The 21290-nt window shown below is 61.6% G+C and carries 28 protein-coding genes; 9 read left to right on the plus strand and 19 right to left on the minus strand.

Features of this window, described 5'->3' with window-relative positions; translation table 11 throughout:
* Positions 1-7 precede the first annotated feature (7 nt).
* Both A2J01_RS12955 and A2J01_RS12960 read right to left on the minus strand, forming a co-directional pair.
* On the minus strand, positions 8-1243 hold the full coding sequence (locus A2J01_RS12955) for a sensor histidine kinase (RefSeq protein ID WP_082900856.1): 1236 nt from the start codon (positions 1241-1243) through the stop codon (positions 8-10).
* Positions 1240-1902: a response regulator transcription factor gene (locus tag A2J01_RS12960; protein WP_031331629.1), complete on the minus strand. Its 663-nt coding sequence runs from the start codon at positions 1900-1902 to the stop codon at positions 1240-1242. Before A2J01_RS12960 ends, A2J01_RS12955 begins: the two co-directional genes overlap by 4 nt.
* 179 nt (positions 1903-2081) lie before the next feature.
* On the opposite strand from A2J01_RS12960, the gene A2J01_RS12965 reads away from it, so the two are divergent.
* Genes A2J01_RS12965 through A2J01_RS35090 form a run of 5 tightly spaced genes read left to right on the plus strand, consistent with a single transcriptional unit; the run spans position 2082 to position 5304 of the window.
* Positions 2082-2357 carry a hypothetical protein gene (locus A2J01_RS12965; protein WP_021333646.1) on the plus strand — a complete coding sequence of 92 codons (276 nt, stop codon included), beginning with the start codon at positions 2082-2084 and terminating at the stop codon, positions 2355-2357.
* Positions 2358-2383: 26 nt separating this feature from the next.
* A complete protein-coding gene (locus tag A2J01_RS12970; protein ID WP_064112857.1) occupies positions 2384-3295 on the plus strand; it encodes an FAD:protein FMN transferase in 912 nt (303 codons plus the stop codon).
* 2 nt (positions 3296-3297) lie between these two features.
* Positions 3298-3855 (plus strand): ferric reductase-like transmembrane domain-containing protein, encoded by a 558-nt coding sequence (locus tag A2J01_RS12975; protein ID WP_021333648.1) that lies wholly within the window; start codon positions 3298-3300, stop codon positions 3853-3855.
* Between the two features lies 1 nt (position 3856).
* The gene (locus tag A2J01_RS12980; RefSeq protein ID WP_231915780.1) at positions 3857-5074 is read left to right on the plus strand and encodes an NADH-ubiquinone oxidoreductase-F iron-sulfur binding region domain-containing protein; all 1218 of its coding nucleotides are present in this window, start codon (positions 3857-3859) and stop codon (positions 5072-5074) included.
* Positions 5071-5304, plus strand: a complete 234-nt coding sequence (locus A2J01_RS35090; RefSeq protein WP_082900857.1) for a ferredoxin — start codon at positions 5071-5073, stop codon at positions 5302-5304. The genes A2J01_RS12980 and A2J01_RS35090 overlap by 4 nt, the downstream gene beginning before the upstream one ends.
* A 58-nt stretch (positions 5305-5362) precedes the next feature.
* Here the strand turns inward: A2J01_RS35090 and A2J01_RS12985 are convergent, their stop codons facing one another.
* Positions 5363-8467, minus strand: a complete 3105-nt coding sequence (locus A2J01_RS12985; protein ID WP_197494213.1) for a multicopper oxidase family protein — start codon at positions 8465-8467, stop codon at positions 5363-5365.
* Positions 8468-8784: 317 nt separating this feature from the next.
* Between A2J01_RS12985 and A2J01_RS12990 the strand changes: the two genes are divergently transcribed.
* Positions 8785-9396 carry a glyoxalase gene (locus A2J01_RS12990; protein ID WP_042449542.1) on the plus strand — a complete coding sequence of 204 codons (612 nt, stop codon included), beginning with the start codon at positions 8785-8787 and terminating at the stop codon, positions 9394-9396.
* Between the two features lie 34 nt (positions 9397-9430).
* On the opposite strand, the gene A2J01_RS12995 is transcribed toward A2J01_RS12990, so the two are convergent.
* On the minus strand, positions 9431-10444 hold the full coding sequence (locus A2J01_RS12995) for a cation diffusion facilitator family transporter (RefSeq protein WP_042449543.1): 1014 nt from the start codon (positions 10442-10444) through the stop codon (positions 9431-9433).
* Positions 10441-10863, minus strand: a complete 423-nt coding sequence (locus A2J01_RS13000; protein ID WP_003942406.1) for an ArsR/SmtB family transcription factor — start codon at positions 10861-10863, stop codon at positions 10441-10443. Before A2J01_RS13000 ends, A2J01_RS12995 begins: the two co-directional genes overlap by 4 nt.
* Before the next feature lie 109 nt (positions 10864-10972).
* Between A2J01_RS13000 and A2J01_RS13005 the strand changes: the two genes are divergently transcribed.
* Positions 10973-11398, plus strand: a complete 426-nt coding sequence (locus A2J01_RS13005; RefSeq protein WP_029255500.1) for a nitroreductase/quinone reductase family protein — start codon at positions 10973-10975, stop codon at positions 11396-11398.
* Positions 11399-11458: 60 nt separating this feature from the next.
* Here A2J01_RS13005 and A2J01_RS13010 read toward each other — a convergent pair whose 3' ends face one another.
* From A2J01_RS13010 to hisI, 4 genes are all read right to left on the minus strand, one after another.
* Complete coding sequence (locus tag A2J01_RS13010) at positions 11459-11845, minus strand: DUF2784 domain-containing protein (protein ID WP_042449546.1); 387 nt, start codon at positions 11843-11845, stop codon at positions 11459-11461.
* A gap of 73 nt (positions 11846-11918) precedes the next feature.
* Entirely contained in the window at positions 11919-12179 is a 261-nt protein-coding gene (locus A2J01_RS13015; RefSeq protein ID WP_228401036.1) for a hypothetical protein, read from the minus strand.
* A gap of 62 nt (positions 12180-12241) precedes the next feature.
* A complete protein-coding gene (locus A2J01_RS13020; RefSeq protein ID WP_042449548.1) occupies positions 12242-12535 on the minus strand; it encodes a DUF1905 domain-containing protein in 294 nt (97 codons plus the stop codon).
* A 6-nt stretch (positions 12536-12541) separates the two neighbouring features.
* On the minus strand, positions 12542-12889 hold the full coding sequence (gene hisI, locus A2J01_RS13025) for a phosphoribosyl-AMP cyclohydrolase (protein ID WP_003942390.1): 348 nt from the start codon (positions 12887-12889) through the stop codon (positions 12542-12544).
* Between the two features lie 103 nt (positions 12890-12992).
* On the opposite strand from hisI, the gene A2J01_RS13030 reads away from it, so the two are divergent.
* Complete coding sequence (locus A2J01_RS13030) at positions 12993-13514, plus strand: universal stress protein (RefSeq protein ID WP_064112851.1); 522 nt, start codon at positions 12993-12995, stop codon at positions 13512-13514.
* Between the two features lie 21 nt (positions 13515-13535).
* Here A2J01_RS13030 and A2J01_RS13035 read toward each other — a convergent pair whose 3' ends face one another.
* Positions 13536-15017 (minus strand): flavin-containing monooxygenase, encoded by a 1482-nt coding sequence (locus tag A2J01_RS13035; protein WP_064112852.1) that lies wholly within the window; start codon positions 15015-15017, stop codon positions 13536-13538.
* 104 nt (positions 15018-15121) lie between these two features.
* On the opposite strand from A2J01_RS13035, the gene A2J01_RS13040 reads away from it, so the two are divergent.
* The gene (locus A2J01_RS13040) at positions 15122-15739 is read left to right on the plus strand and encodes a TetR/AcrR family transcriptional regulator (RefSeq protein WP_030537064.1); all 618 of its coding nucleotides are present in this window, start codon (positions 15122-15124) and stop codon (positions 15737-15739) included.
* Here A2J01_RS13040 and hisF read toward each other — a convergent pair.
* The 9 genes from hisF to A2J01_RS13080 all read right to left on the minus strand — a co-directional run.
* The gene (hisF, locus tag A2J01_RS13045) at positions 15736-16509 is read right to left on the minus strand and encodes an imidazole glycerol phosphate synthase subunit HisF (RefSeq protein ID WP_003942380.1); all 774 of its coding nucleotides are present in this window, start codon (positions 16507-16509) and stop codon (positions 15736-15738) included. The two genes, A2J01_RS13040 and hisF, sit on opposite strands and share 4 nt — an antisense overlap.
* A complete protein-coding gene (locus tag A2J01_RS13050) occupies positions 16506-17339 on the minus strand; it encodes an inositol monophosphatase family protein (protein WP_003942414.1) in 834 nt (277 codons plus the stop codon). The genes hisF and A2J01_RS13050 overlap by 4 nt, the downstream gene beginning before the upstream one ends.
* Positions 17340-17348: 9 nt before the next feature.
* A complete protein-coding gene (gene priA, locus A2J01_RS13055; protein WP_003942371.1) occupies positions 17349-18083 on the minus strand; it encodes a bifunctional 1-(5-phosphoribosyl)-5-((5-phosphoribosylamino)methylideneamino)imidazole-4-carboxamide isomerase/phosphoribosylanthranilate isomerase PriA in 735 nt (244 codons plus the stop codon).
* A 19-nt stretch (positions 18084-18102) separates the two neighbouring features.
* Entirely contained in the window at positions 18103-18354 is a 252-nt protein-coding gene (locus A2J01_RS13060; RefSeq protein ID WP_030537065.1) for a hypothetical protein, read from the minus strand.
* Positions 18351-18986 (minus strand): imidazole glycerol phosphate synthase subunit HisH, encoded by a 636-nt coding sequence (gene hisH, locus A2J01_RS13065; RefSeq protein ID WP_003942389.1) that lies wholly within the window; start codon positions 18984-18986, stop codon positions 18351-18353. The genes A2J01_RS13060 and hisH overlap by 4 nt, the downstream gene beginning before the upstream one ends.
* 9 nt (positions 18987-18995) lie before the next feature.
* A complete protein-coding gene (locus tag A2J01_RS13070) occupies positions 18996-20117 on the minus strand; it encodes an MFS transporter (protein WP_037126830.1) in 1122 nt (373 codons plus the stop codon).
* Positions 20118-20185: 68 nt separating this feature from the next.
* Complete coding sequence (locus A2J01_RS36370) at positions 20186-20335, minus strand: hypothetical protein (RefSeq protein WP_007732248.1); 150 nt, start codon at positions 20333-20335, stop codon at positions 20186-20188.
* On the minus strand, positions 20332-20946 hold the full coding sequence (gene hisB / locus A2J01_RS13075) for an imidazoleglycerol-phosphate dehydratase HisB (RefSeq protein ID WP_003942383.1): 615 nt from the start codon (positions 20944-20946) through the stop codon (positions 20332-20334). The genes A2J01_RS36370 and hisB overlap by 4 nt, the downstream gene beginning before the upstream one ends.
* The coding region (locus tag A2J01_RS13080; RefSeq protein ID WP_156519263.1) for an aminotransferase class I/II-fold pyridoxal phosphate-dependent enzyme at positions 20943-21290 on the minus strand (348 nt) is incomplete at its 5' end. The genes A2J01_RS13080 and hisB, both read right to left, overlap by 4 nt.

Genomic DNA, 21290 nt, shown 5'->3' on the forward strand with positions numbered 1-21290 from the left:
CTCGGTGTCAACGAGCTACCGGCAGCACAATCTCGAAGGACGAGCCGACATCCGGTGTCGATTCGACGAAGACTTTCCCTCGGTGCGCGTGCGCGATCTCGCGAACCAAGGACAATCCGATGCCATATCGCCGGCTACCGGCGGGTTGAGTCGGGCCATGTGAGAATCGGTCGAACAGAATCGGAACCGCTTCAGATTCGATTCCGATTCCCGTATCGCTCACGCGGATTCTGACGTGGTCGCGATCTCGCTCGACGCGGAGAAGGACGTGGCCTCCTGGACGCTCGTGAGCAAGCGCATTGTCAACGAGCGCGAGAACCGCTCGGCGCAAAGCCGATTCGATCCCCAAGACCACTGGCTCTCCAGTTCCGGCCTTGCTCACGTCGACAGAGACGCCAGATTTCTGAGCATGATCGGCCACACTGTCACGGACCTTCTCACACACTGCCGCCATGTCCACTCGATTCCGGGGTTGTCCGCTGTCGTCCATCGATGCGGCCATCAACAGGTCCTCGATGACTTCGCCGAGGGCCCGAGTGTCGTCCACCAACCCGTTGAGCTGCGAAACAAGCTCAGAAGACTCGAGAGAGTCTCCGCGTCGAGCCAAAAGTTGTGCACGAGTGTGTAGTACGGTCAACGGCGCACGTAGTTCGTGCGATGCATCGGCGACAAAACGACGTTGCAACTCGAGCGCCTGTGTCAGTGGCTGAATCGCACGTCGGGACAACAACACCACTACGCCCACAGATGCGGCAATTCCGGTGAGTTCGGCAAATCCGAGTGCAAGAAGTAATCGCTGCCTTCCTGATTCATAGGGCTCGAGTGCCGCGATCACGACAACGCGACCTTCCGCACCGTCGGAGACGAGGGCCCTGAAGTTGCTGTCACCATCGGTGAAATCCGAATACCCAGCGGGCGCATCCAAGAGTTCCGCGGTACCGGTGGGGGCATGCGCGCTCACGGTCTCCACCCCATCATCGGAACGAAAGGCCAGCGACATACCGGGCGGCGGATCGTCCGCATCGTCTGCTGTGGCTGCAACCTCGGTCAGTGCAGAACGAATCTGACGATCCTGTGCCCGCGCATACCCCGCGTAGGACACCGCTCCGACGATCAGCAACACGGCACCGAGAGCAATGGCGGCTTGGACCGCAGCTGAACGTCCGGCTCGCCGTAGACGCACCTCGTCACCGAACCCGATCCCAGACGACTGCCTGTCCTTGTTTTTGCTGCGGACAATCATGATCCGAGCCGGTATCCGAGTCCGTGGACGGTGGCTACGACGTCCCTGCCCAGTTTCCGCCTGAGATAGTGGACATAAGTGTCAACGGTGCCTGGAGTATCGGCACTTCCGAAGACACGCCCCAGAAGCTGAGTCCGAGAAAAAACCTGCCCAGGCGATGCGCACAGAAACCCGAGCAGTTCGCTCTCGCGTTCGGACAACGAGGTCACCGATCCGGACTCGGTGTCGGTAGCCGTCCGGTTCACTCGATCGATTTCCCACCTTCCAACCACGATCGGCACTATGGACGTTCGGCGACGCAACAGCGCACGCATTCGAGCCAACAACTCGGGAATCTCGAAGGGCTTGACCAAGTAGTCCTCGGCACCGGCATCGAGTCCCTCCACTCGATCGGCAACGGAACCGCGAGCAGTGAGGATCAACGACGGTACTGAGCAATCCCTCGCCCGGAGGGTTCTGAGCAATTCCACACCGTCGATGACCGGCACTCCACGATCGAAAACGAAAGCATCGTAGCTGCGGGTCAACGCCAGATGCAGACCGATTTGTCCGTCGTGCGCCACGTCGACCTCGTGCCCTTCCTCCTCGAAGAGGTCCGCAAGCAGGCCCGCCAATTGCCGGTCGTCCTCGACAAGAAGAATTCGTGGTTTCGCGCCCATGCCTGCGAGCCTGCCACGTCCGTTCTGAGAACTCTCCAAGATTGCACCGCGATCGTGGAACTCGGAACTCTCCGACGGCACGACCGATTCCCCGCAGCTTCACAGCAGACGTGCAGCCCCGGACAAGCACCTCGGCCGATTGTTGAGTTCTCAATCGAACCTTCGAGAGCAGGCATCAGATGGATACACCGGAAGACGGATTTCGACGCACCCGAATCGTCACCGGGGCCCTCGTGGCATTCGGAGTCGTGGGCGTTGTCGGCGGAACAGTACTTGCCTATTCGGATACGCAGGCCACGCCGATCACAGCGACCACAGACGAAACCAAGCAATCGAGCAGTGCACCTGGCGGCAATTCGACTCCGAACTCGCAATCGAAAACTACCTCAACCGCGGCGGCACCGAAGACCTCGAGCGGAAGTTCTACTCCCCACGCTCGATCGGCCGGATCGTGACCACCTCCCTGAGCGTCGCGAGTTCCATGTGGAGGGTGTGGGGCCTCGAAGCCACGGTCGTGGTGACAAAACCCGAGGCGATTCCATCTGCCAGGTCGATAATCGACGAGCGCCTTCTCGAAATAGAATTGGCATGCAGTCGATTTCGTGACGATTCAGAGATTCGAGCTCTCGAAAAGTCGACAGGCCTACCGGTCGAAGTGAGTAGCACGCTTGCCCGGCTGATCCAGACAGCACTCGATGGCGCCGAGTGCACGGACGGCGCCGTCGACCCGACCATCGGCGCAGCGCTCGTCGCGCTCGGATACGACCGCGATTTCGCGCAGATCGAAGGCAGGGACGTGCCGATCAAGACATCGTTCGTCTCTACTCCGCAGTGGACCTCGGTCAAACTCGACGGACAAAAGGTCACAGTTCCCTCGGGCGTCCAACTCGACCTCGGGGCAACGGCAAAGGCCCTCGCAGCAGACGAATGTGCGCACGCCGTCAGCATGTCACTCGACTGCGGTGTCCTGGTGTGCCTCGGCGGAGACATCGCTACCGCCGGACCGGCGCCGGACGGTGGGTGGATCGTTCTCGTCCAAGACGGCGACGACGCCCCGGCCGATACGGTCGCCATTCCAGGCGGGACAGCCATCGCTACATCCAGCACCAGGAAGCGTCGATGGTCGCAAAACGGTAGACACGTGCACCACATCGTCGATCCGCGGAGTGGCACCAGCGTTGATGCCGCATGGCAGACGGTCACCGTCGGCGCGGACAGTTGTGTGTCGGCAAACCTCGCGAGCACCGCATGCATCGTCCGAGGTTTCGAAGGTGCGCGGGACCTCATGAACACGGGCCTACCGGTGCGACTGGTGGACCGTGCAGGTGAGATCCGCCTACTGAACGGATGGCCGACGGAAGATGCGGTCGCCACCGGCAGACGGGAACCCTAGTCGTGGACGAAGCACTGTGGGCATTGGGTCGAGGGACAGGTATCACCGCTCTCGTGTTCATGACGATGTCGATGGTTCTCGGAATCGTCACACGGTCTGGGAGAGCTCTAGCGGGACTACCTCGATTCGGCGTGCAGAACGTGCACAGGGACGCCGCCTTGATCGGGGTGATCCTCGTAGTCGTACACATGCTGGCACTGTTGGCCGATCCGTACGCACAACTGAAACTCGTCGACTTCGTCTTCCCCTTCCTGGGTAACTATCGTGCCTTCTGGCTCGGACTGGGCACCCTTGCGTTCGATGTTCTGTTAGCGGTGTCCTTGACAGGACTACTGCGAAATCGCCTAGGAAACAGAACTTTTCGCGTCGTTCATTGGAGCGCGTACGCTCTGTGGCCGATCGCGTTCGCGCACGGACTGGGAAACGGAACGGACTCAGGACACACGTGGTTTCTCGCCATCGCCATCGGATCGGCCGTCGCGGTGACCGGAGCAGTTCTCTGGCGACTCCGGACAGACTTCGTCGAATTCTCGACCCTGCGCCTCATGGAAAGGACGTGACGTGACAACCGAATCCACCTATGCGGGCCTTCTCGCCGCATGCTCACCCGATCTAGCCACCCACACGGCCCTCCACGGCCACAACCCACGCTCGTCGCCGGGTACCTTGAGCCGCCTACTCGCCGATGCCGGTCTCCACGGGAAAGGCGGGGCGGCATTTTCGACTGCGCGAAAACTCGATTCCGTAACTGGACGGCGTGTTGTGGTTATCGCAAACGGTAGCGAAGGCGAACCGCTCAGCGACAAGGATGCAGTTCTTCTCGAACGTGCGCCGCACCTCGTCCTCGACGGCTTACAACTCGTCGCACACGAGTGCGGAAGCGAAGAAACATATCTGTACGCAGGATCGCAACTGCTTCAATTCGTACGGAATGCGTTGAAAGAAAGAAGGACTGCCGGGCTGACCGAGCCTTTGGTCACACTCGTGGCTTCACCGAAGACATTCATCAGCGGCGAGACATCCGCGGTAGTCGGAACGATCGAAGGCCGAGCACCCATTCCTCGAGACCGCTCGGTACACAGCACCGTGGCCGGGCTGAACGGACGACCCACAGTGGTTCACAATGTAGAGACACTGGCGCACATCGCTCTCATCGCCCGATACGGACCCGAGTGGTTCCGCACGCGAGGGCTGGGCGACGCGTCGGGGACGACCTTGATCACCCTGTCAGGCGATGTGACCGTGAGTGGTGTCGTCGAGATCCCGATGGGAATTCCATTGGATCAGTTGGTGACCCAGTATGCGCGTACTGATACTCCGTCTATCAGAGCAGTCCTCGTCGGCGGGTTTCACGGAGGTTGGATCGATGCGCAAGACTTGCCAACCACCACCATGACAACAACGGCTTTGGTGACGGTCGGTGCTTCGCTCGGCGCCGGAGTCATTCACGTACTGGGTCACGCAAGGTGTGGTCTGAAGACTTCGGCCGACATCGTTGAGTATCTCGCCGATCAAAGCGCTCGGCAGTGTGGACCGTGCATCAACGGAATGCCCCGACTGGCACGCGCGTTATCCGAGATTGCCTATCGCTCAGGGTCGGTCCATACCCAGGAGTCGATCCGATATCTGGCAGATCTGGTCGAGGGGCGTGGAGCATGCAAACATCCGGACGGGGCAGTGAGATTGGTGAGGAGCTCCCTTCACGTTTTCCAGCACGATCTCCGAATGCATGCCGCAGGAGCCTGCGAGGTCAACACACGGATGGGAGCGGCATCATGAGCACAAAATCGCCCAAAGTCCTACACATCGATTGGACTACATGTGAAGGTCGAGGACTGTGCACAGAATTGCTGCCGACCCTGCTGACGCGCGACGAATGGGGATATCCACTCCCACACGATCGCCGACGTGAGCCACACATTCCCGCCGAACTCGAAACGGATGCCCAACGCGCCGTCAAACTCTGTCCCAGAGCGTCATTGAGGGTTCTCTCGGGTCAGGATCGATGAAAATCTGTTTCCATGCACAGATCCCGACTCCGCAATCAGTCCATACTGTCGACATCGATCATCGACCGCCGAGCGGCAGCGCTCCCCCACCGACGGGGTAGGGAGGGAGCGTTCCCGCAAGTGTCGGTGTCAATGTGGTCGCAGACGGATCGGAACGACCGAGAGTGAATTTCCGAACTTCGGCACCACTTCCGTCGCTGCCGCTGACGAGGAGATCCGCGCCGGTGGTCGTGCTCGTCGTGGCTACTCCGACACCCGTCCCTGGACCGGCGAACGGATCGAAGGATGCAACTTCCCGAAACACCACGTCCGTCGAATGATGATCTGGGCTCTCCAGGTACATCTCGGGCGCACCGTCGAGCCTCGATCCACTCGAAAAGACGCGGATTGATCCTTCTCCTCCGAGCATGCCTGCCACTATCGACTTTGCGCCGCCCTCGGCGCCGGCCACCCAACCCGTCGACAGAGACACCCCGTCGCGGTAGCCCTGATCGAATGCCAAGAACTGCGACGTCATTACAGGACCAGCCGTATGACCTGCGTGTTCATCGGAGCCGCCCTGCGCAGCCGCCGTCGGTTCGTACAGGTCGTAGCGGAACGTCTTGATCAACGGCTCCTCGCCCGCGCCGGGTGCTGTCACGATGCTCGCTCGACCGGAGTGACTGTCAACCATTCCGGTTGCGAACGTGACTCCGCTACTCGATCCCGGGTACGGCGAGAACGAACCGAATTCTGCGGGTGCGGACCTCTTGTCCGCCGGAAGGTCGGTGGAGTAGATCTTGACCTGCGACTCCATCCCCGGGCCTGATGCAACGATGATGTTGTCTGCCAGTGCATTTCCGTCGATGTCGACACCGCCGACGTTCACTCCACCGCGGAAACCCACATCGAAGGGGGCGAATCTTGCCAACTCGTCGGTGAACGGCACGCCGCCGACTGCGTTGTACGCCACCACTTCCGGAGCCGAGCCTGCACCTGTTCCAGCGACCAGATCAAGCACCATGTCTCCGTTCACGTCCGCCATCGCAACACTCGGGGTGCCTTCGAACGACGGGAAGGGCGTCACAGCAGTGATCAGTTTGTCGCCGTTGGCATCGAATATCTGCACCTTGGCGGGCACGCCGGCCGAACCAGGTATCGCGACGGCATATGTCGATACCTCGGGAATCACGTTGACAGTCGCCATCAAACCGTTGTCCTCGTGATTGAGTCGGTGGCAGTGAATCACAAAGGTTCCGGTGTACTCGGTGAACTTCGTCCGCAACGTCACCGATGCTGGTTCCAGCGCATTCTCGTTCTCGTCCGTCACCGGCGCCGGCACGTTCACGTTGTCGATTCCCCAGGGCTGAACGCCCGTCGTGGTACCTGCGACGGGATCCACAACTTCCGTTACCTGGAAGTCGTTGACGTGAATATGCATCGGGTGTTCGTCGTTGTTGAGGTTCGTGATCTTCCATTCCTCAACGGAATTCAGTCGCGGTTGAATCAGCGGAATGTTGGGGAACGTGTTGTCGGCGAATTCGTAGGTGAAGGCCTTCGGATCGCTGTTGCTGGCCTTCTCGTTTCCGAACCCACCGGACACTGTGAGATTGCGGGTCACGTCGGGCGTCATCGCTGCGGTATCCACGAACGAGGTGTAGGTATCGAGCTTCTGTCCGAACTCGAAGGGAGTCGTCTTTCCTTCACCCTCGTCTGGCGTCGCACGGATCAACTGCTGAGTCGGGAACGTGAAGAATCCGTCCGCGTAACTGATCACCGACGGGTCGACGGTGACGGTTCCGAGTTCGGCGGGCGGATTGTCGGTACCGTTGTTGGTGTAGAGAATGCCTGGATTGCTCACCGGTTTTGCACCTTCGAGCGGTGGCATCTCCAGCACCAGATCGCCGGACTCCGGCATCGTCACTGCGATTGCGTATCGCGAGGCCGGCGGAATCACCAGCCTGGTTCCGTCCCCATCCACGGGTGGCCTGACCTCGTCGAACGGGTTTCCGTCCTGCCCTACGATGGCGAACTTCGGATGGGCGCCGCTTGCGGTTTCCGTCAACGTGACCGGCATGTAGGCAAAGTCGCTGATGTTGGCAAGCACCCAGATCCCGGTCTGCCCCGGCTTCAGTTTCAGCGACGGCTGGAACTGACCGTTCACGGTGTACTGCACATCGCGTTGGTTGTCCGGCAGTGAGGGATCGGCCGGTACAGTCGTCGATTCACCCACAAAGCTCTGCAGATTGCCTGGAACGAATTGATTCTGTCCACGATGATTGGCCGGGGACAACGGTCCGGTATACCAGTTGGTGAAATACTGCGCGCCCTCGGTGGTGTCCGAGAAATTCACCGGAGCAAGGCTCGGACGGTACGTCCCGTCGGCTAGTTCCGTACCGGCGGGTGGCGTCAACGTACTGACGAATTGGGGCCAGTTCGCGTCGTTGAGCTGTCGGCCCTTTCCTTTGCGGTCGAATACGAAGTTGTACTGCAGTGCCATATCGCGAATCGGAACGTCGTTTGCCGTCACGACAGGCAGATTGCCGTCCGGCCGGCCGATTTCCAGTAGCCCGGCCAGGCCCATGTACGTCTGCTGGGCGGTGAGGGTGTGCCGGTGACTGTGATACCAGTACAGACCGTTCGGCATCGTCCCCGGAATCGCGTAGTCGTACACGTTTCCCTGGCCGGCGGGAATGTTGAGCAACACGTTGTCCGCATTGCCGTCCGGACTCACGTGCACTCCGTGCGTGTGCAGATTCAGCGGAGCCGACGTCAGCGCCGGCGGATAGATCGGCACGTCCCCGCCCGCCGGTGTGAATGCCGGATCGTAGAAGTCCTGGATCGTGAGATCCTGCAAATCGTTGTCGTAATGAATGATCAATCGCTCTCCGGGATTGACGCGGAGAGTCGGCGCCGGATAGACGTCACTCGCCGAGGTCGATCCGTCCGACGCCGTACCGCGGATGACCTCGTACCCGAAGAGCAGAAAATTCGACACGGGCGCCGAAGCGGTATCGAGCGGAATCACTCCCTGATGAGCGGACAAGCGCACCTCGAGAACACCATCTCGGCTACTCAGTTTCACCGGCTCCCGATAGTCGACGGCGGTTCCGCCAGAGCCGTAATTGCCGCCCACCTCGGGCGCCGATTCACCGGAGGTACACGCGGCCAACGCCATCGTCATGGACACCACTACTGCTGCGGCTAACGACTTTCCTCGCAGTGTGATCACTGGTTTCCCCGTTCCATGGTGGCGTGAGATACGTCCGATCAGCGCTCACCAGCCTATCGAGAAAACATGGGCTGAACAGGATATTCACGATAAATCGCCCACCTAAGGCCTGCGTGAGTGCTGCACCTTGCAAGCAGTCTCAGCAAGCCGATCAGAAATCGAGAAGCACAGCCACGGGACCCGCAATTACGTTGAAAAACATGAACACACCACAGAAGTCCACTTCCGACCACACGTCGTCGATCCACACATCAGCAGGGAGCGCCCAGATGACCACCGCGCAATCCGTGATCCTCGACGTTCCCGACCTCGCGGCAGCCGAAGCCTTCTACAACGCTCTCGGCGTCGGAGATCGAATCCAGCTACACGAATCGAACGAACCGACAACAGGGTTTCGTGGGTACACCCTTTCGCTCGTCGTCTCCCAACCGAACATCGTCGACGCCTTCGTCGGCGCAGCACTCGCAGCCGGTGCCACCGCCTTGAAGCCTGTCAAGAAATCCCTCTGGGGATACGGCGGAGTCGTCCAGGCTCCAGACGGTTCGATCTGGAAGATCGCCACGTCGTCGAAGAAGAACGACGGGCCGGCCACCCGCACGATCGACAGCCTCGTGCTGCTGCTCGGCGCCGAAGACGTCAAGGCCAGCAAGCAGTTCTACCTCGACCGCGGACTCGAGGTGTCCAAGAGCTTCGGTCGCCAGTACGTCGAATTCACCAGTGCAGCAAACAATGTGACACTCGCACTGTATGGTCGCCGCGCTTTGGCAAAGGATGCCGGGGTTGCTCCGGAAGGCACCGGATCACACCGTCTGACCGTTGCCGGCGCGTCTGAAACCTTCACAGACCCAGACGGTTTCGCCTGGGAAGCCGCCTGCGCTTGACATCAAGCACAGATCACCGGGAAGGCGGCCGGTATCAGACTTCGGAGTTGGCCGCGTCATGCGCCGGGTACGCATGCACCAAGGCAGTAGCGAGTTTGGGCACCGCGTGAGTGAGCGAATGCTCGGCGCTGTGTGCAATCGCATGAGCTTCGGCAAGTGTTGCCCGGGGATCGATGTCGAGTTCTGCATCGGCATGCAGTCGGTGTCCGATCCACCGCATCTTCAGATCACGAACACCGAGGACTCCAGGTTCGTGCATCAATGCATGCTCTGCGTCGTCCACCAACTCAGGTTCGACGCCGTCCATCAACCTCCGGAAGACGTCTCGCGCTGCAGTCCTGAGCACCGCCACGATGGCAACGGTGATGACAAGGCCGATGATCGGATCTGCCAACGGGAAACCCAGCGCAACTCCCCCCGCCCCCAGAAGGACTGCGAGCGAAGTGAATCCGTCGGTCCGAGCATGCAATCCATCGGCCACCAGGGCCGCTGAACCGATTTGCCTGCCGACCCTGATCCGATACAACGCCACCAATTCGTTTCCGATGAAACCGATCAAACCTGCCGCCGCTACCCAACCGAGGTGCTCGATCTCGACCGGGTTGATCAATCGCCTCACCGCCTCGACACCGGCGATCACTGCCGACAGTGCGATCATGGCGAGCACGAACAGTCCGGCCAAATCCTCCGCACGCCCGAAACCATAGGTATAGCGCCTGGTCGCAGCGCGCCGACCGAGCGCGAAGGCAATCCAGAGTGGGACTGCCGTGAGCGCGTCGGAGAAGTTGTGAATGGTGTCCGCCAGCAGCGCCACCGAACCCGAGATCGCCACGATCGCAACCTGAGCAACTGCGGTGACTCCGAGCGCGACAAGACTGATCTTGACCGCCCGGATGCCGATTGCGCTCGATTCCAATGCGTCGTCGACACTGTCGGCAGCGTCGTGACTGTGCGGCGAGAACACTTCGCGGACTGCCGATCGAAATCCCTTCGGCCCGTGGACATGGCGGTGGCCGTGGCCGTGGGACGTCTTGGGTTCGTGCGTCATGACGCACCTTCTTCTTGATCGGTCCGATCGACGTTCGCCGAGCGCTCCGGGTGTATCTCCCGAAGCTCACCTTCACTACGGTGATGCCCCGGCAATCCGGGTCCGGCATGCTCCGCATTGAAGACCGCATCCGTAACCAGTTGGCGCACATGGTCGTTCTCCAGGCGATAGAACACCGTCGTACCATCGCGGCGCGTTCGTACCAACCTTGCCATGCGCAATTTCGCCAGGTGCTGCGACACCGAGGGCGCCGGCTTGCCGACGCGTTCCGCCAGTTCGTTCACCGAGCACTCGCGGTCTACCAATGCCCACAAAACCTGCACACGGGTTGCGTCGGCCAGCATGCGGAACACCTCGACGACGAGGTCGACCTGATCATCGGGAAGCTTACGGCGACAAACACCACTATCTGCGTTCATACGTAGATAGTAGATCATGCTGGACGCCGAAGATGACCTCTCGTCGATTCACCAGTTGTGCAAAGCTTGGCGGCAGAGCCCTTCGCCACTCGCAGACCGGGAGACAACGATGAGTACCGACGATTGGAACGCAGGAATCATTGCGGAATTTCGGGAGAACGAGGGCAAGGTAGGTGGCCCCTTCGAAGGTGCGCCCATGGTGTTGGTCCACCACACAGGACGCAAATCCGGACGCGATTTCGTGAGTCCCATGATGTATCTGGCAGACGAGCAGGATCCGAAGACCATCTACGTTTTTGCATCCAAGGCCGGTGCCCCGACCAATCCCGACTGGTACTACAACCTCGTTGCCACCGACCAGGCAGAGGTCGAGATCGGCACCGAAACATACCCGGTCTCCGTCAGCGAAGTAACCGGCGAGAAGCGTGACCGCATCTACGACGAGCAGGCCAGTCGATACCCGGGATTTGCCGAATACGCGGAGAAGACCGCTGGGATCCGCACAATCCCGGTGGTAGCCCTGACTCGCGCGTAAATCCTGGTAGCACCTCCCAGTCGTTTCCATTCGGAAACGGCTGGGATCGTTTGTACGGAATCAGGTCGCTGAAGGGGCTTTGACCTCACCCTTCGCATGCCGTCCGAGCAGCACGTATCCTACCCAGGATCCGACAACCACTGTCGCCGCGAGCGCCTGTACAAGGCCTTCGATACTCGCCGGATAGAACACGCCGGTGATGTAGTGCGAGATGAATCCGGTGGACGGCAACTCCGCGATCCCGGCCATCCGGCGGGCCCAGTTCTCGAGATTGGTCAGCGGGCAGTCATATCCGACCGCTATCGAACCGGCTCCCCAGACGACTGCAAGTAGGTGGAAACCGATGGTACGACGCCACTTCCACGCCACGAATCCACCCAGCACCACATAGAGAACAAACCCGAAGTGAACGAACACCGTTACTACTTCGATGAGCCGATACACCATCGTCGTCTCCGCTCGTGGCGCGGAAGTCCCGCAACAACCAGACTAATCCGATGTTAGTCCTCGTAGAGGTGATCTACCCGGTGTATGCAGCGGTCGTGCGAGCAGCGGCGGCTGCAGCCGCATCCGGGTCGTCGCCCGATGCGATCGCAGCTTCGGCCCACAGTTCACTGCTTCCCGCGATGAATGCCTTGGCCTCGTCGCTCGCCGACCACTCGGGTGTCTCGAGTGGCGTCGCGATCCCCAGTTCCACGTGTCGAGCCAACCCGAGCAGTCCCATGTCCCACCCGACACCGAGGGCACCTGGACCGTACTCGGCCCACCGATCCGGCGCCACGTCCGCGGCGTGTGCGAAGTCGAACAGAATTGCACGACGGCGCTCCTTGGTTCGGGAAAACTTCAGCTCAGGCGCTGCTGTAGATGTACCGCTACCTCTTCTCCAGCGGCGCTCTTGCCGATCGCCTTGCACAGCGCCACGCGCAGCGGAAGCCAGTGCGGTCCGTCGCCGGAGGGCATCAGCGTCGCCTCGAAGGGATGCTCACCATCGAGGGTTCCGAGCACCTTCACAGCGCGTCTGGTTCCCAGAAGTTCCGCCGAGCCGGGCACGGTCAAGAACGTTGCGAACGCACCGTCTTTCTCGATGGGAGCGGTGAACGAGTAATCGAGCGGTTGTGGAGTCTTGTCAGTGGCCATCTCGCGTCACTGCTCAGCAGCGAGCAGGACGTCGGTGTCGAAACACGTGTGAGTGCCGGTGTGGCACGCGGCGCCCTCCTGATCGACGATCAGCAAGACGGAATCGCCGTCACAGTCGAGGCGCACCTCGTGCACGTACTGGGTGTGCCCGGAGGTCTCTCCCTTGACCCAGTACTGCTGCCGCGAGCGCGAATAGTACGTCCCCTTACGGGTTTCCAGTGTTCGCGCGAGCGCTTCGTCGTCCATCCACGCGACCATCAGCACATCACCGGTCGACTTCTCCTGCGCAACCGCGCTGAACAGTCCGGCGTCGTTTCGCTTCAGCTTCGCCGCGATTGCGGGATCAAGACTCATATGACGTTTATACCTTCCACCTGTGACTTCCGTGGAATTCCCCTGCACGGCCGCCCTAGAATGGAAGTTCCTTCGCTTCTCTCGCTCTGGAAGAAGATCCGACATGAACCATCAACGTCATGACGGTCCGCACCCGGAGTACATCTGCCATCTCGCGAACCTGAGTACCGATCGCGTCCGAACCCGCCACGTCGTTCTCGGCATCGGCCCAGGTGCTACCAGCAAGAATGTACTCAGCTACGCACTGACGCTTGCCGCCAAGGAGGATTCAGCCCTCCACGTCGTTCACTGCATCACGTCCGAGGACCTACCTGTCGAAACCGACTCACCAGAATTCGAAACGCGTCTGCACGACCAGATGGTGTCGCAACGCGAGCAGACAACCTCGGCACTTGCCTCGCACGCCGACACCTGGACGTACGACTGCACCTATGGAGACCCGGCCGGTGTCATTCTCGCAACCGCGGACAAATACGACGCATTTACCATCGTGATCGGATCTCCGCGAAAAGGCGCTGCCTCCGCGGTGAGCCGACTGATGCACATCTCGGTCACTTCCCGACTGAACCGGCAGAACCGTTATCCCGTGATATCGGTTCCGACCGGAGTCAGCTCGGCAAGATAGCCGAACGCGGGACAAGCCCGCCTAGATGATCGAATAGTCCTCGAGCGGAAAGCGTTTCGCTTCGACGAACGCATTCCGTGTAGACGTGGGCCGCAGAATCGCAGCCTCGCCGTGCTGATTGAAGTAATAGCTTCGTGCAGTCTGGCAACTACCGCCGTAGAAGACGGAGTCCGCCAGGTTCTCGGTCATCCGGTCGAGAAACTCGGCGTTGGCAGTTTCGGTGACCTCGAATGTTTCCGCGCCGCGCCGTTTCACCTCGCCGAACAGTCGATCCATGTGCTGCATCTGGGATTCGATCGTCGTGAAGTAGGACAACCCGCTGTACGAGTACGGACTGGCGAGCGTGAGGAAATTGGGGAAATACGGAACCGCGACCCCTTCGTAGGCCTGGAAACGGTTGTCGCGCCACCACTTACCGAGGTTTCGTCCCTCTCGACCGATAACCTCGATGGCTGGAAAATTCACATCCCAGAGGTTGAATCCCGTTGCCAGCACCAAGGTGTCGATCTCGGTCTTGCGACCGTCGGCGGTGACGATTCCGTCGGCAGCGATGTGGTCGATCGGCGTCGTTTCGAGATGCACGTTGTCCTTGGTGAACGTACGGAAGTAGTTGTTGGAAAATGTGGGACGCTTGCACCCGAAGTCGTAGTCGGGTGTGAGTTGTTTGCGAAGGCTGGCGTCGCTGACCTGGGACCGCAGAAACGCACGTGATGCGGCCGCCGCACCCTTGTTCAACAGTTTGACCTGCTTGTAGTGCAGGACCGCGCTGACCATGATCATTTCTAGGATCGACGAACTGACAGCGCGCGCGATTCGCTGGGTGAGCGGAATACGCGAGAACAGCTTCTGCACTGCATTCGGAATGGGGACGTCGATCTTGGGAACCACCCAGATCGGCGTGCGCTGGTAGACGGTCAACTCTGCGGCCTGACGCGCCACCTCGGGGATCAACTGCACAGCGGTGGCGCCGGTTCCGATGATTGCGGTCTTGGTGCCGGACAGATCGTAGGAATCGTCCCAGGCCGTGGTGTGGATGATCTTGCCGGCGAAGTCGTCGATACCGGAGATGTCGGGCCGATGCGGTTGCGAGAGGAAACCCGTCGCAGTCAGGAGGTACTTGGCAGTGATGTCCGGCGCGCCTTCGACGGATACGACCCAGTGCGAGGAATCCTCGTCCCAGCGGGCTCCGTTGACCACGGCACCGAACGTCATGTGCTTCCGCAGATCGTACTTGTCCGCGACGTGGTCGGCGTACTTCTTCAGTTCCGCGCCCGGTGCGAAAAGCCTGGACCAGTTCGGATTGGGCTCGAACGAATACGAGTAGGTGACCGACGCGATGTCGACAGCCAGACCGGGATAGCGGTTGACGTGCCAGGTTCCACCCAGATCGTCCTCGCGCTCGAGGATCGCCAGGTTGTTCAGGCCCAGCCGCTTGAGTTGAATGGCCGCACCCATTCCGCCGAAGCCCGCCCCCACTACTACTGCGTCGTACTGCACTGCCATCGGAGAATCCCTCTCGTGAACTGCACATCAGAAAAACTGCACATCAGAAACTGACACGTCATTCCGTTATTGAGAACGGTATCATTCCTGATGTGACGAAGGCCATGACCAGAGCGGAACGAAAAAAGGCGGAATTGCGCCGCGAGATCATCGACGCATCATTCGAGTGCTTCGCCCAGCGCGGCTATCACGCAACCGGAATTGCCGACATCGCAACAACTCTCGGAATCGGCCACGGGACCTTCTACCGGTACTTCGAGAACAAGCGCGACATCATCGATCACGTCATCGACGACCTCGTCGCAAAGATCATCAGCGCACTGGCCACCGAGAATGCTCCCGACGCCGCCAGCACACTGGACGAGTACCGCGCCCAAGTGGGACGGATCGCCGAGGCGCTCCCCCGCATCTTCTTCGACGACCCCCGCATCCCGCGGGTTCTGCTGTTCGAGACGACGGGCGTCGACGCCGATCTGACGGGCCGGATGCTCGATCTACTCGACCAGTCGGCATCGTTGACCGCGGCGTACCTGCACCACGGAGTCGAATGCGGCTATCTACGCGCCGACCTCGATGTCGACAACACTGCCCACGCCGTCAACGGCATGATGCTGGCAAGTGCGATTCAAGGATTGCGAGCCGGTTCGTCCGTCGACTGCACGGCGTTGAACCAAGCCATCAGCCGCCTCATGTTCGACGGAATCCGCGCCGAGAACGCCTAGCGAACGACGATTCCCTCGGCACGCATCGCATCCTTGACCTCCGGGATGCTCAGATCGCCGAAGTGGAAGACACTTGCTGCGAGAACTGCGTCTGCGCCCGCTTCGACAGCCGGGGCAAAGTGCTCGACCAGGCCGGCACCGCCACTGGCGATCACCGGTACGTGGACTGCCGCCCGGACAGCGCGGATCATCAGAAGGTCGAAGCCCGCTTTGGTGCCGTCGGCATCCATCGAGTTGAGCAGGATCTCCCCCACTCCCAACTCTGCACCACGCTCGGCCCACTCGACAGCGTCGATCCCGGTGCCGCGCTTGCCCCCGTGCGTCGTGACCTCCCACCCCGACGGTGTGTCCGGCTGCCCCTGGGGAACGGTGCGGGCATCGACCGAGAGGACGATGCACTGCGAGCCGAAACGCTCACTCAGTTCCTTCAGCAGTTCCGGGCGCGCAATCGCCGCGGTGTTCACGCTGACCTTGTCGGCACCGGCACGCAGCAGACGATCGACATCCGCGACCGTGCGCACTCCACCGCCGACGGTCAGAGGAATGAAAACCTGCTCGGCAGTGCGACTTACGACGTCGAGCATCGTGCCGCGATCCGACGTGGAGGCGGTCACGTCCAGGAAGGTCAGTTCGTCGGCGCCCTGAGCGTCGTACGCTGCCGCGAGTTCCACCGGATCTCCGGCGTCGCGAAGATTCTCGAAATTGACACCCTTGACCACTCGCCCGGCGTCGACGTCGAGGCACGGAATCACACGAACTGCGAGGGTCATGACTGTGGTCCTCCTGAGGACGAAGCGCGCGGATCACCGAGCGCGTTGAGGATATCGAGAATCTCACCGTGGATGCCCGGAGCGGCAGCGAGCACCGACTCCGATTCTACGGTCCACGGGCGGCCGGCCAGGTCGGTGACCACCCCGCCCGCACCGCGAACGAGCGCGACCCCGGCCGCGTTGTCCCACGCGTTGCGGCCGTAGACGATCGCACCGCCCAGGATGCCGGCCGCGGTGAAGGCCAGATCGACTCCGGTTGAACCGTGTATCCGGATCCGCGAGGACACCTTGCTGATCTCGGCGAGGAGGTCGAGACGGAAACTGCCGGGGATCCGCCCTCGACTGTTGACGTTGAGCGCACCCAAGCCGACGATCGACGACGCCAGATCGGTTGGCTCCAGCGGCGGTACGGCGATTCCATTGACCAACAACGGACCGCCGGCGCGAGTCGCGTACGTGTGACCGATCAATGGAAGCCAGGTCAATCCGAGCACCGGGACACCGTCGTCGAGAAGCGCCAACAACGTTCCGGCAGTGGGCAATCCGGCCGAGTAGTTGAAAGTACCGTCAACGGGGTCGAGAACCCAGACGAGCCCGGAACCGACGTCGGGACCGCCGAATTCCTCGCCGTGCACCTCGATGCCGGTCTGCTCGAACAACTCCGCGGTCAACCGCTTCTCGAGCGCAAGATCGACCTCGGTGGCAAAATCACCCCAGCCCTTGCGGACCGCACTCGGGGCGCCGACACCGGAGACGAACTGATCGTGGACGCCGTCGAGAAGCCGACCCGCAATCGCGAGAAGTTCGTCGAGGTCACGCGTCGGAGTCATCTGGAAAATCTATCCGGAAACTGCTGCCAGTGCTTCGGGGAGAGTGAAGCGACCGGCATACAATGCCTTGCCCACGATCGCGCCCTCGACACCCTGATCAACCAGGCTGGAAATGGCGAGTAGATCCTCGATGGTCGACACACCACCGGAGGCGACGACGTGCGCGTCGGTGACCGCGCAGACCTGGCTGAGAAGTTCGAGATTGGGACCGGTGAGTGTGCCGTCCTTGGAGACGTCGGTGACGACGTAACGAGTGCAGCCGTCACGGTCCAGACGCGCGAGGGTCTCCCACAGATCGCCGCCGTCGGTGACCCAGCCGCGACCACGGGTGCGGTACTGACCGTCGACGAGACGAACATCGAGGCCGACAGCGATCTTGTCGCCGTACTTGGCCAATGCACGCGCACACCACTCGGGATCCTCGATAGCGGCAGTACCGAGATTCACGCGAGCACAGCCGGTGGCCAGTGCGGCTTCCAGGGAAGCGTCGTCGCGGATTCCACCGGACAGTTCCACCTTGACCGTCAGGTCGCCGATGACGCCGGCCAACAGTTCACTGTTGGACCCACGCCCGAAAGCAGCGTCGAGGTCGACAAGATGCACCCATTCGGCACCGTCGTTCTGCCACGCAAGAGCAGCGTCGCGGGGCGACCCGTAACCGGTCTCACTTCCCGCCTCTCCTTGCACGAGGCGAACAGCTTCACCGTTGACGACATCTACAGCAGGCAAAAGGACCAGGCTCACGTGCGGTAACCCTAGTAGGTCAGGACCTCGAACCGTCTTCCGGGTCACCGAACGCTTTTCGGGTCATCCGCTTGGATACGACGCCCATTGCCGCAATCGCAGCGGCGACCCCCACGAGACCGATCACGAGGCCGACGCCCGGCGATGGTTTGAGAACAACGATGACGACAGTTGCGACCGCCAGCGCAGCCACAGCGGCGCCGAGCGAGAACAACGCCAGACGGGCGAGGGAGAAATCGTCACCGCCGTTCGGTCCGGATCCCCCGGTCACAAACTCTGCACCCAGTTGCTCAGCAACTCGGCGCCTGCGTCACCGGATTTCTCGGGGTGGAACTGCGTTGCCGACAACGCACCGTTCTCGACGGCAGCGAGAAACTTTCCGCCGTGATCGGCCCATGTCAGCTTCGGGGGTGCAATGTGCTCGGACGGCGCGAGCTCCCAACTCTGCACACCGTAGGAGTGGACGAAGTAGAAGCGGGTATCGGCGTCTATGCCCTTGAACAGGGTGCTGGACTCCGGCGCCTCCACGGTGTTCCAGCCCATGTGCGGCAAAACCTCTGCTTGCAGCCTCTCGACGGTGCCGGGCCATTCGCCACAGCCCTCCGCCTCGACACCGAATTCGACTCCCCGGTCGAACAGAATCTGCATGCCGACGCAGATGCCCAGCACCGGTCGGCCACCGGCCAGGCGTCTGCCGATGATTCGGTCACCCTGCACTGCACGCAGACCTTCCATGCAGGCCGCGAACGCGCCGACGCCGGGCACCACGAGACCGTCGGCCGCCAGTGCAACCTTCATGTCGTTGGTCACCTCCACCTGCGCCCCGGTGCGCGCCAGTGCGCGAGTGGCCGAATGCAGGTTGCCGGAGCCGTAATCGAGTACAGCAATCGTGGAAGCGCTCATGCCCCAACTCTATCGGGCAACCCTGCTGCCGATCACTTTGCCGCCCGCGGCCAGTGCCGGGAGGAGCGCGACAACTACCGCGGAGACCGCGAACACCCATGCGTAGCCGGCAGTCGTGGCCACGAATCCCAACGCCAGTGCACCGATTCCGGTGCCGGCGTCGTAGCCGATGTTCCAGATCGCGCTGGCGGATCCGAGTTGCCTCGGGCCGGCAGCCTGAAACGCCATGACCAAGGATTCGTTCTGCACCGCCCCGAACCCCAGCCCGAAAAGGACCGCCGCGCAGAACAAGACCGGCGTCGACCCGCCGTCGACGTTGATCGCGAGCAGCACCAATCCGATGGTCGACGACGCCAATGCCGGCGCGAGTGTCCGACCACTGCCGAGACGATCGGCGATCAGGCCCGCCGAGTACCGGCCGACCAACATCGACCCACTGGCGGTCGCCAACACCACTCCAGCAACTGCCGCACGCTCCGAGATTGCGATCGGCAGTAGAGACGACAATCCGCCGAACGAGGCGGACACACACGCCAGAGCGAGCACCGGAACCAAGACGGCGAACACACTCAGTCGAACGGATTCCCCGGTCGGCTGGGCGAAGATCTTCGGCAACCCGGCAATGGCCACCAGCGCGAGCGCCGGGATCAGCGCACCGAGGACGAACACCGGTGTCGCCGACCACCGTTCCATGATCGCAAGCCCCAGCGGAAGCGCCGCCATTTGTGACGCTGCGATCGCGATTCCCTGGGCACCGGTGGCACGGCCCAGAATTCGTTTGGGCGCCAACTCCGCCACCAGTGCACTGCCGGCCACCGTCAGCATGCCGAAACCGATGCCACGCACCGCGGAAACCGCCAGGACAGGGCCGGCGTCGGCCGAGATCAACAGCACCAACGACGGTGGGCCGAGGAGCAAACACCCGACTGCCAGCACGCGCCGGTAGCCCTGCGTCCGCAACAACCGAGGCACGAGCAGTTGCGTCAAGACCGTGGCCGCCATGAAGACACCGGTCACCGATCCGGCTAGCGCATCCGATCCGCCGGACTGCGCAACCAGCAACGGCACCACCGGCAACAGCAACGACCAGCCACCGAAAGCTGTTGCCGCCATGATCAGGACACCGATCATACCCGGAGTGCGAAACAACCCCGGTGATGGAACAGGATCTTGCGTCTCAGACACAGTCACTTTTCGCGTCACAGACGCAGTGCGCCCGCTACCGCCGCCAGAACCGCCAACGCCAGAAGGATTCCCGACGCAAGCTTGTTGACCTTGAACATCGAGTAGGCGCCACCCACGGCAATTCCCGCACCGATGAACAGCAGATAGGTGAAGAGGACGCTCACAGTGTGCCCTTCGTCGACGGCACGCCGCTCACGCGCGGATCCGGCTCGACCGCCTCACGCAGAGCTCGCGCAACGGCCTTGTACTCCGCCTCGGTGATGTGGTGCTGATCGCGGCCGTACAGAACCCGAACGTGCAGTGCAATACGTGCATTCAATGCGATCGACTCGAACACGTGGCGGTTGATCACCGCGTGATACGGAACGCCCGGGTACCCGCCGATGACGGAATGCACCATGTAGTCGGGCTCCCCGGTGTGCACGCAGTACGGGCGACCGGAGACGTCGACCGACGCGTGCGCCAGCGTTTCGTCCATCGGGATGAAAGCGTCGCCGAAACGACGGATGCCCTTCTTGTCGCCGAGTGCCTGGCCGAGCGCCTGGCCGAAGACGATCGCGGTGTCCTCGACGGTGTGGTGGGCGTCGATCTCGACGTCGCCCTTCGCCTTGACGTCGAGATCGAAGCTGGCGTGAGTACCCAACGCGTTGAGCATGTGGTCGAAGAACGGAACGCCGGTGGAGACGTCGACGATGCCGGTCCCGTCCAGATTCAGTTCGACGACGATGCTTGATTCCCGAGTTGTTCGTTCGATCCGCGCGATGCGATCGCTCATGCCGTCTCTCCTGAATTCGTGTCGACCAGCTGGGTGCCTGCGATTTCGTCACTGGCCTTGATGAACGCGTCGTTCTCGGATTCGAGTCCCACGGTGGCCCGCAGATATCCGGGGATGCCGATGTCGCGGATGAGAACCCCGCGGTCGAGGTATTCCTTCCACGCCTGTGCACTGTCGGTGAACTGACCGAACAAGATGAAGTTCGCGTCACTGGGAATCACTCGGAAACCGTTGTCCGCCAGCGCCTTCGACACTCGATCGCGCTCGGCGGACAAGGCGTGCACACTGCCGAGGGTCTCGTCGGCGTGACGCAGGGCGGCACGTGCCGCCGCTTGCGTGACCAC

It is taken from the genome of Rhodococcus sp. EPR-134 (assembly GCF_001647205.1).
Taxonomy (GTDB): domain Bacteria; phylum Actinomycetota; class Actinomycetes; order Mycobacteriales; family Mycobacteriaceae; genus Rhodococcus_F; species Rhodococcus_F qingshengii.

Excerpts from the sequence above, each read along its gene's own strand:
- A2J01_RS12960 (WP_031331629.1), bottom strand. The coding sequence starts at position 1,902 with ATGGGCGCGAAACCACGAATTCTTCTTGTCGAGGACGACCGGCAATTG.
- A2J01_RS12995 (WP_042449543.1), bottom strand. The coding sequence starts at position 10,444 with ATGACGCACGAACCCAAGACGTCCCACGGCCACGGCCACCGCCATGTC.
- hisH (WP_003942389.1), bottom strand. The coding sequence starts at position 18,986 with ATGAGCGCTTCCACGATTGCTGTACTCGATTACGGCTCCGGCAACCTG.
- A2J01_RS13070 (WP_037126830.1), bottom strand. The coding sequence starts at position 20,117 with ATGATCGGTGTCCTGATCATGGCGGCAACAGCTTTCGGTGGCTGGTCG.
- A2J01_RS13000 (WP_003942406.1), bottom strand. The coding sequence starts at position 10,863 with ATGAACGCAGATAGTGGTGTTTGTCGCCGTAAGCTTCCCGATGATCAG.
- A2J01_RS35090 (WP_082900857.1), top strand. The coding sequence starts at position 5,071 with ATGAGCACAAAATCGCCCAAAGTCCTACACATCGATTGGACTACATGT.
- A2J01_RS13040 (WP_030537064.1), top strand. The coding sequence starts at position 15,122 with ATGACCAGAGCGGAACGAAAAAAGGCGGAATTGCGCCGCGAGATCATC.
- A2J01_RS13010 (WP_042449546.1), bottom strand. The coding sequence starts at position 11,845 with ATGGTGTATCGGCTCATCGAAGTAGTAACGGTGTTCGTTCACTTCGGG.
- A2J01_RS13030 (WP_064112851.1), top strand. The coding sequence starts at position 12,993 with ATGAACCATCAACGTCATGACGGTCCGCACCCGGAGTACATCTGCCAT.
- A2J01_RS13035 (WP_064112852.1), bottom strand. The coding sequence starts at position 15,017 with ATGGCAGTGCAGTACGACGCAGTAGTAGTGGGGGCGGGCTTCGGCGGA.
- A2J01_RS12970 (WP_064112857.1), top strand. The coding sequence starts at position 2,384 with ATGTGGAGGGTGTGGGGCCTCGAAGCCACGGTCGTGGTGACAAAACCC.
- A2J01_RS12965 (WP_021333646.1), top strand. The coding sequence starts at position 2,082 with ATGGATACACCGGAAGACGGATTTCGACGCACCCGAATCGTCACCGGG.
- A2J01_RS13050 (WP_003942414.1), bottom strand. The coding sequence starts at position 17,339 with ATGACTCCGACGCGTGACCTCGACGAACTTCTCGCGATTGCGGGTCGG.
- A2J01_RS12985 (WP_197494213.1), bottom strand. The coding sequence starts at position 8,467 with ATGACGATGGCGTTGGCCGCGTGTACCTCCGGTGAATCGGCGCCCGAG.
- hisB (WP_003942383.1), bottom strand. The coding sequence starts at position 20,946 with ATGAGCGATCGCATCGCGCGGATCGAACGAACAACTCGGGAATCAAGC.
- hisF (WP_003942380.1), bottom strand. The coding sequence starts at position 16,509 with ATGACCCTCGCAGTTCGTGTGATTCCGTGCCTCGACGTCGACGCCGGG.
- hisI (WP_003942390.1), bottom strand. The coding sequence starts at position 12,889 with ATGAGTCTTGATCCCGCAATCGCGGCGAAGCTGAAGCGAAACGACGCC.
- A2J01_RS12990 (WP_042449542.1), top strand. The coding sequence starts at position 8,785 with ATGACCACCGCGCAATCCGTGATCCTCGACGTTCCCGACCTCGCGGCA.
- A2J01_RS12955 (WP_082900856.1), bottom strand. The coding sequence starts at position 1,243 with ATGATTGTCCGCAGCAAAAACAAGGACAGGCAGTCGTCTGGGATCGGG.
- A2J01_RS13005 (WP_029255500.1), top strand. The coding sequence starts at position 10,973 with ATGAGTACCGACGATTGGAACGCAGGAATCATTGCGGAATTTCGGGAG.
- A2J01_RS13020 (WP_042449548.1), bottom strand. The coding sequence starts at position 12,535 with ATGGCCACTGACAAGACTCCACAACCGCTCGATTACTCGTTCACCGCT.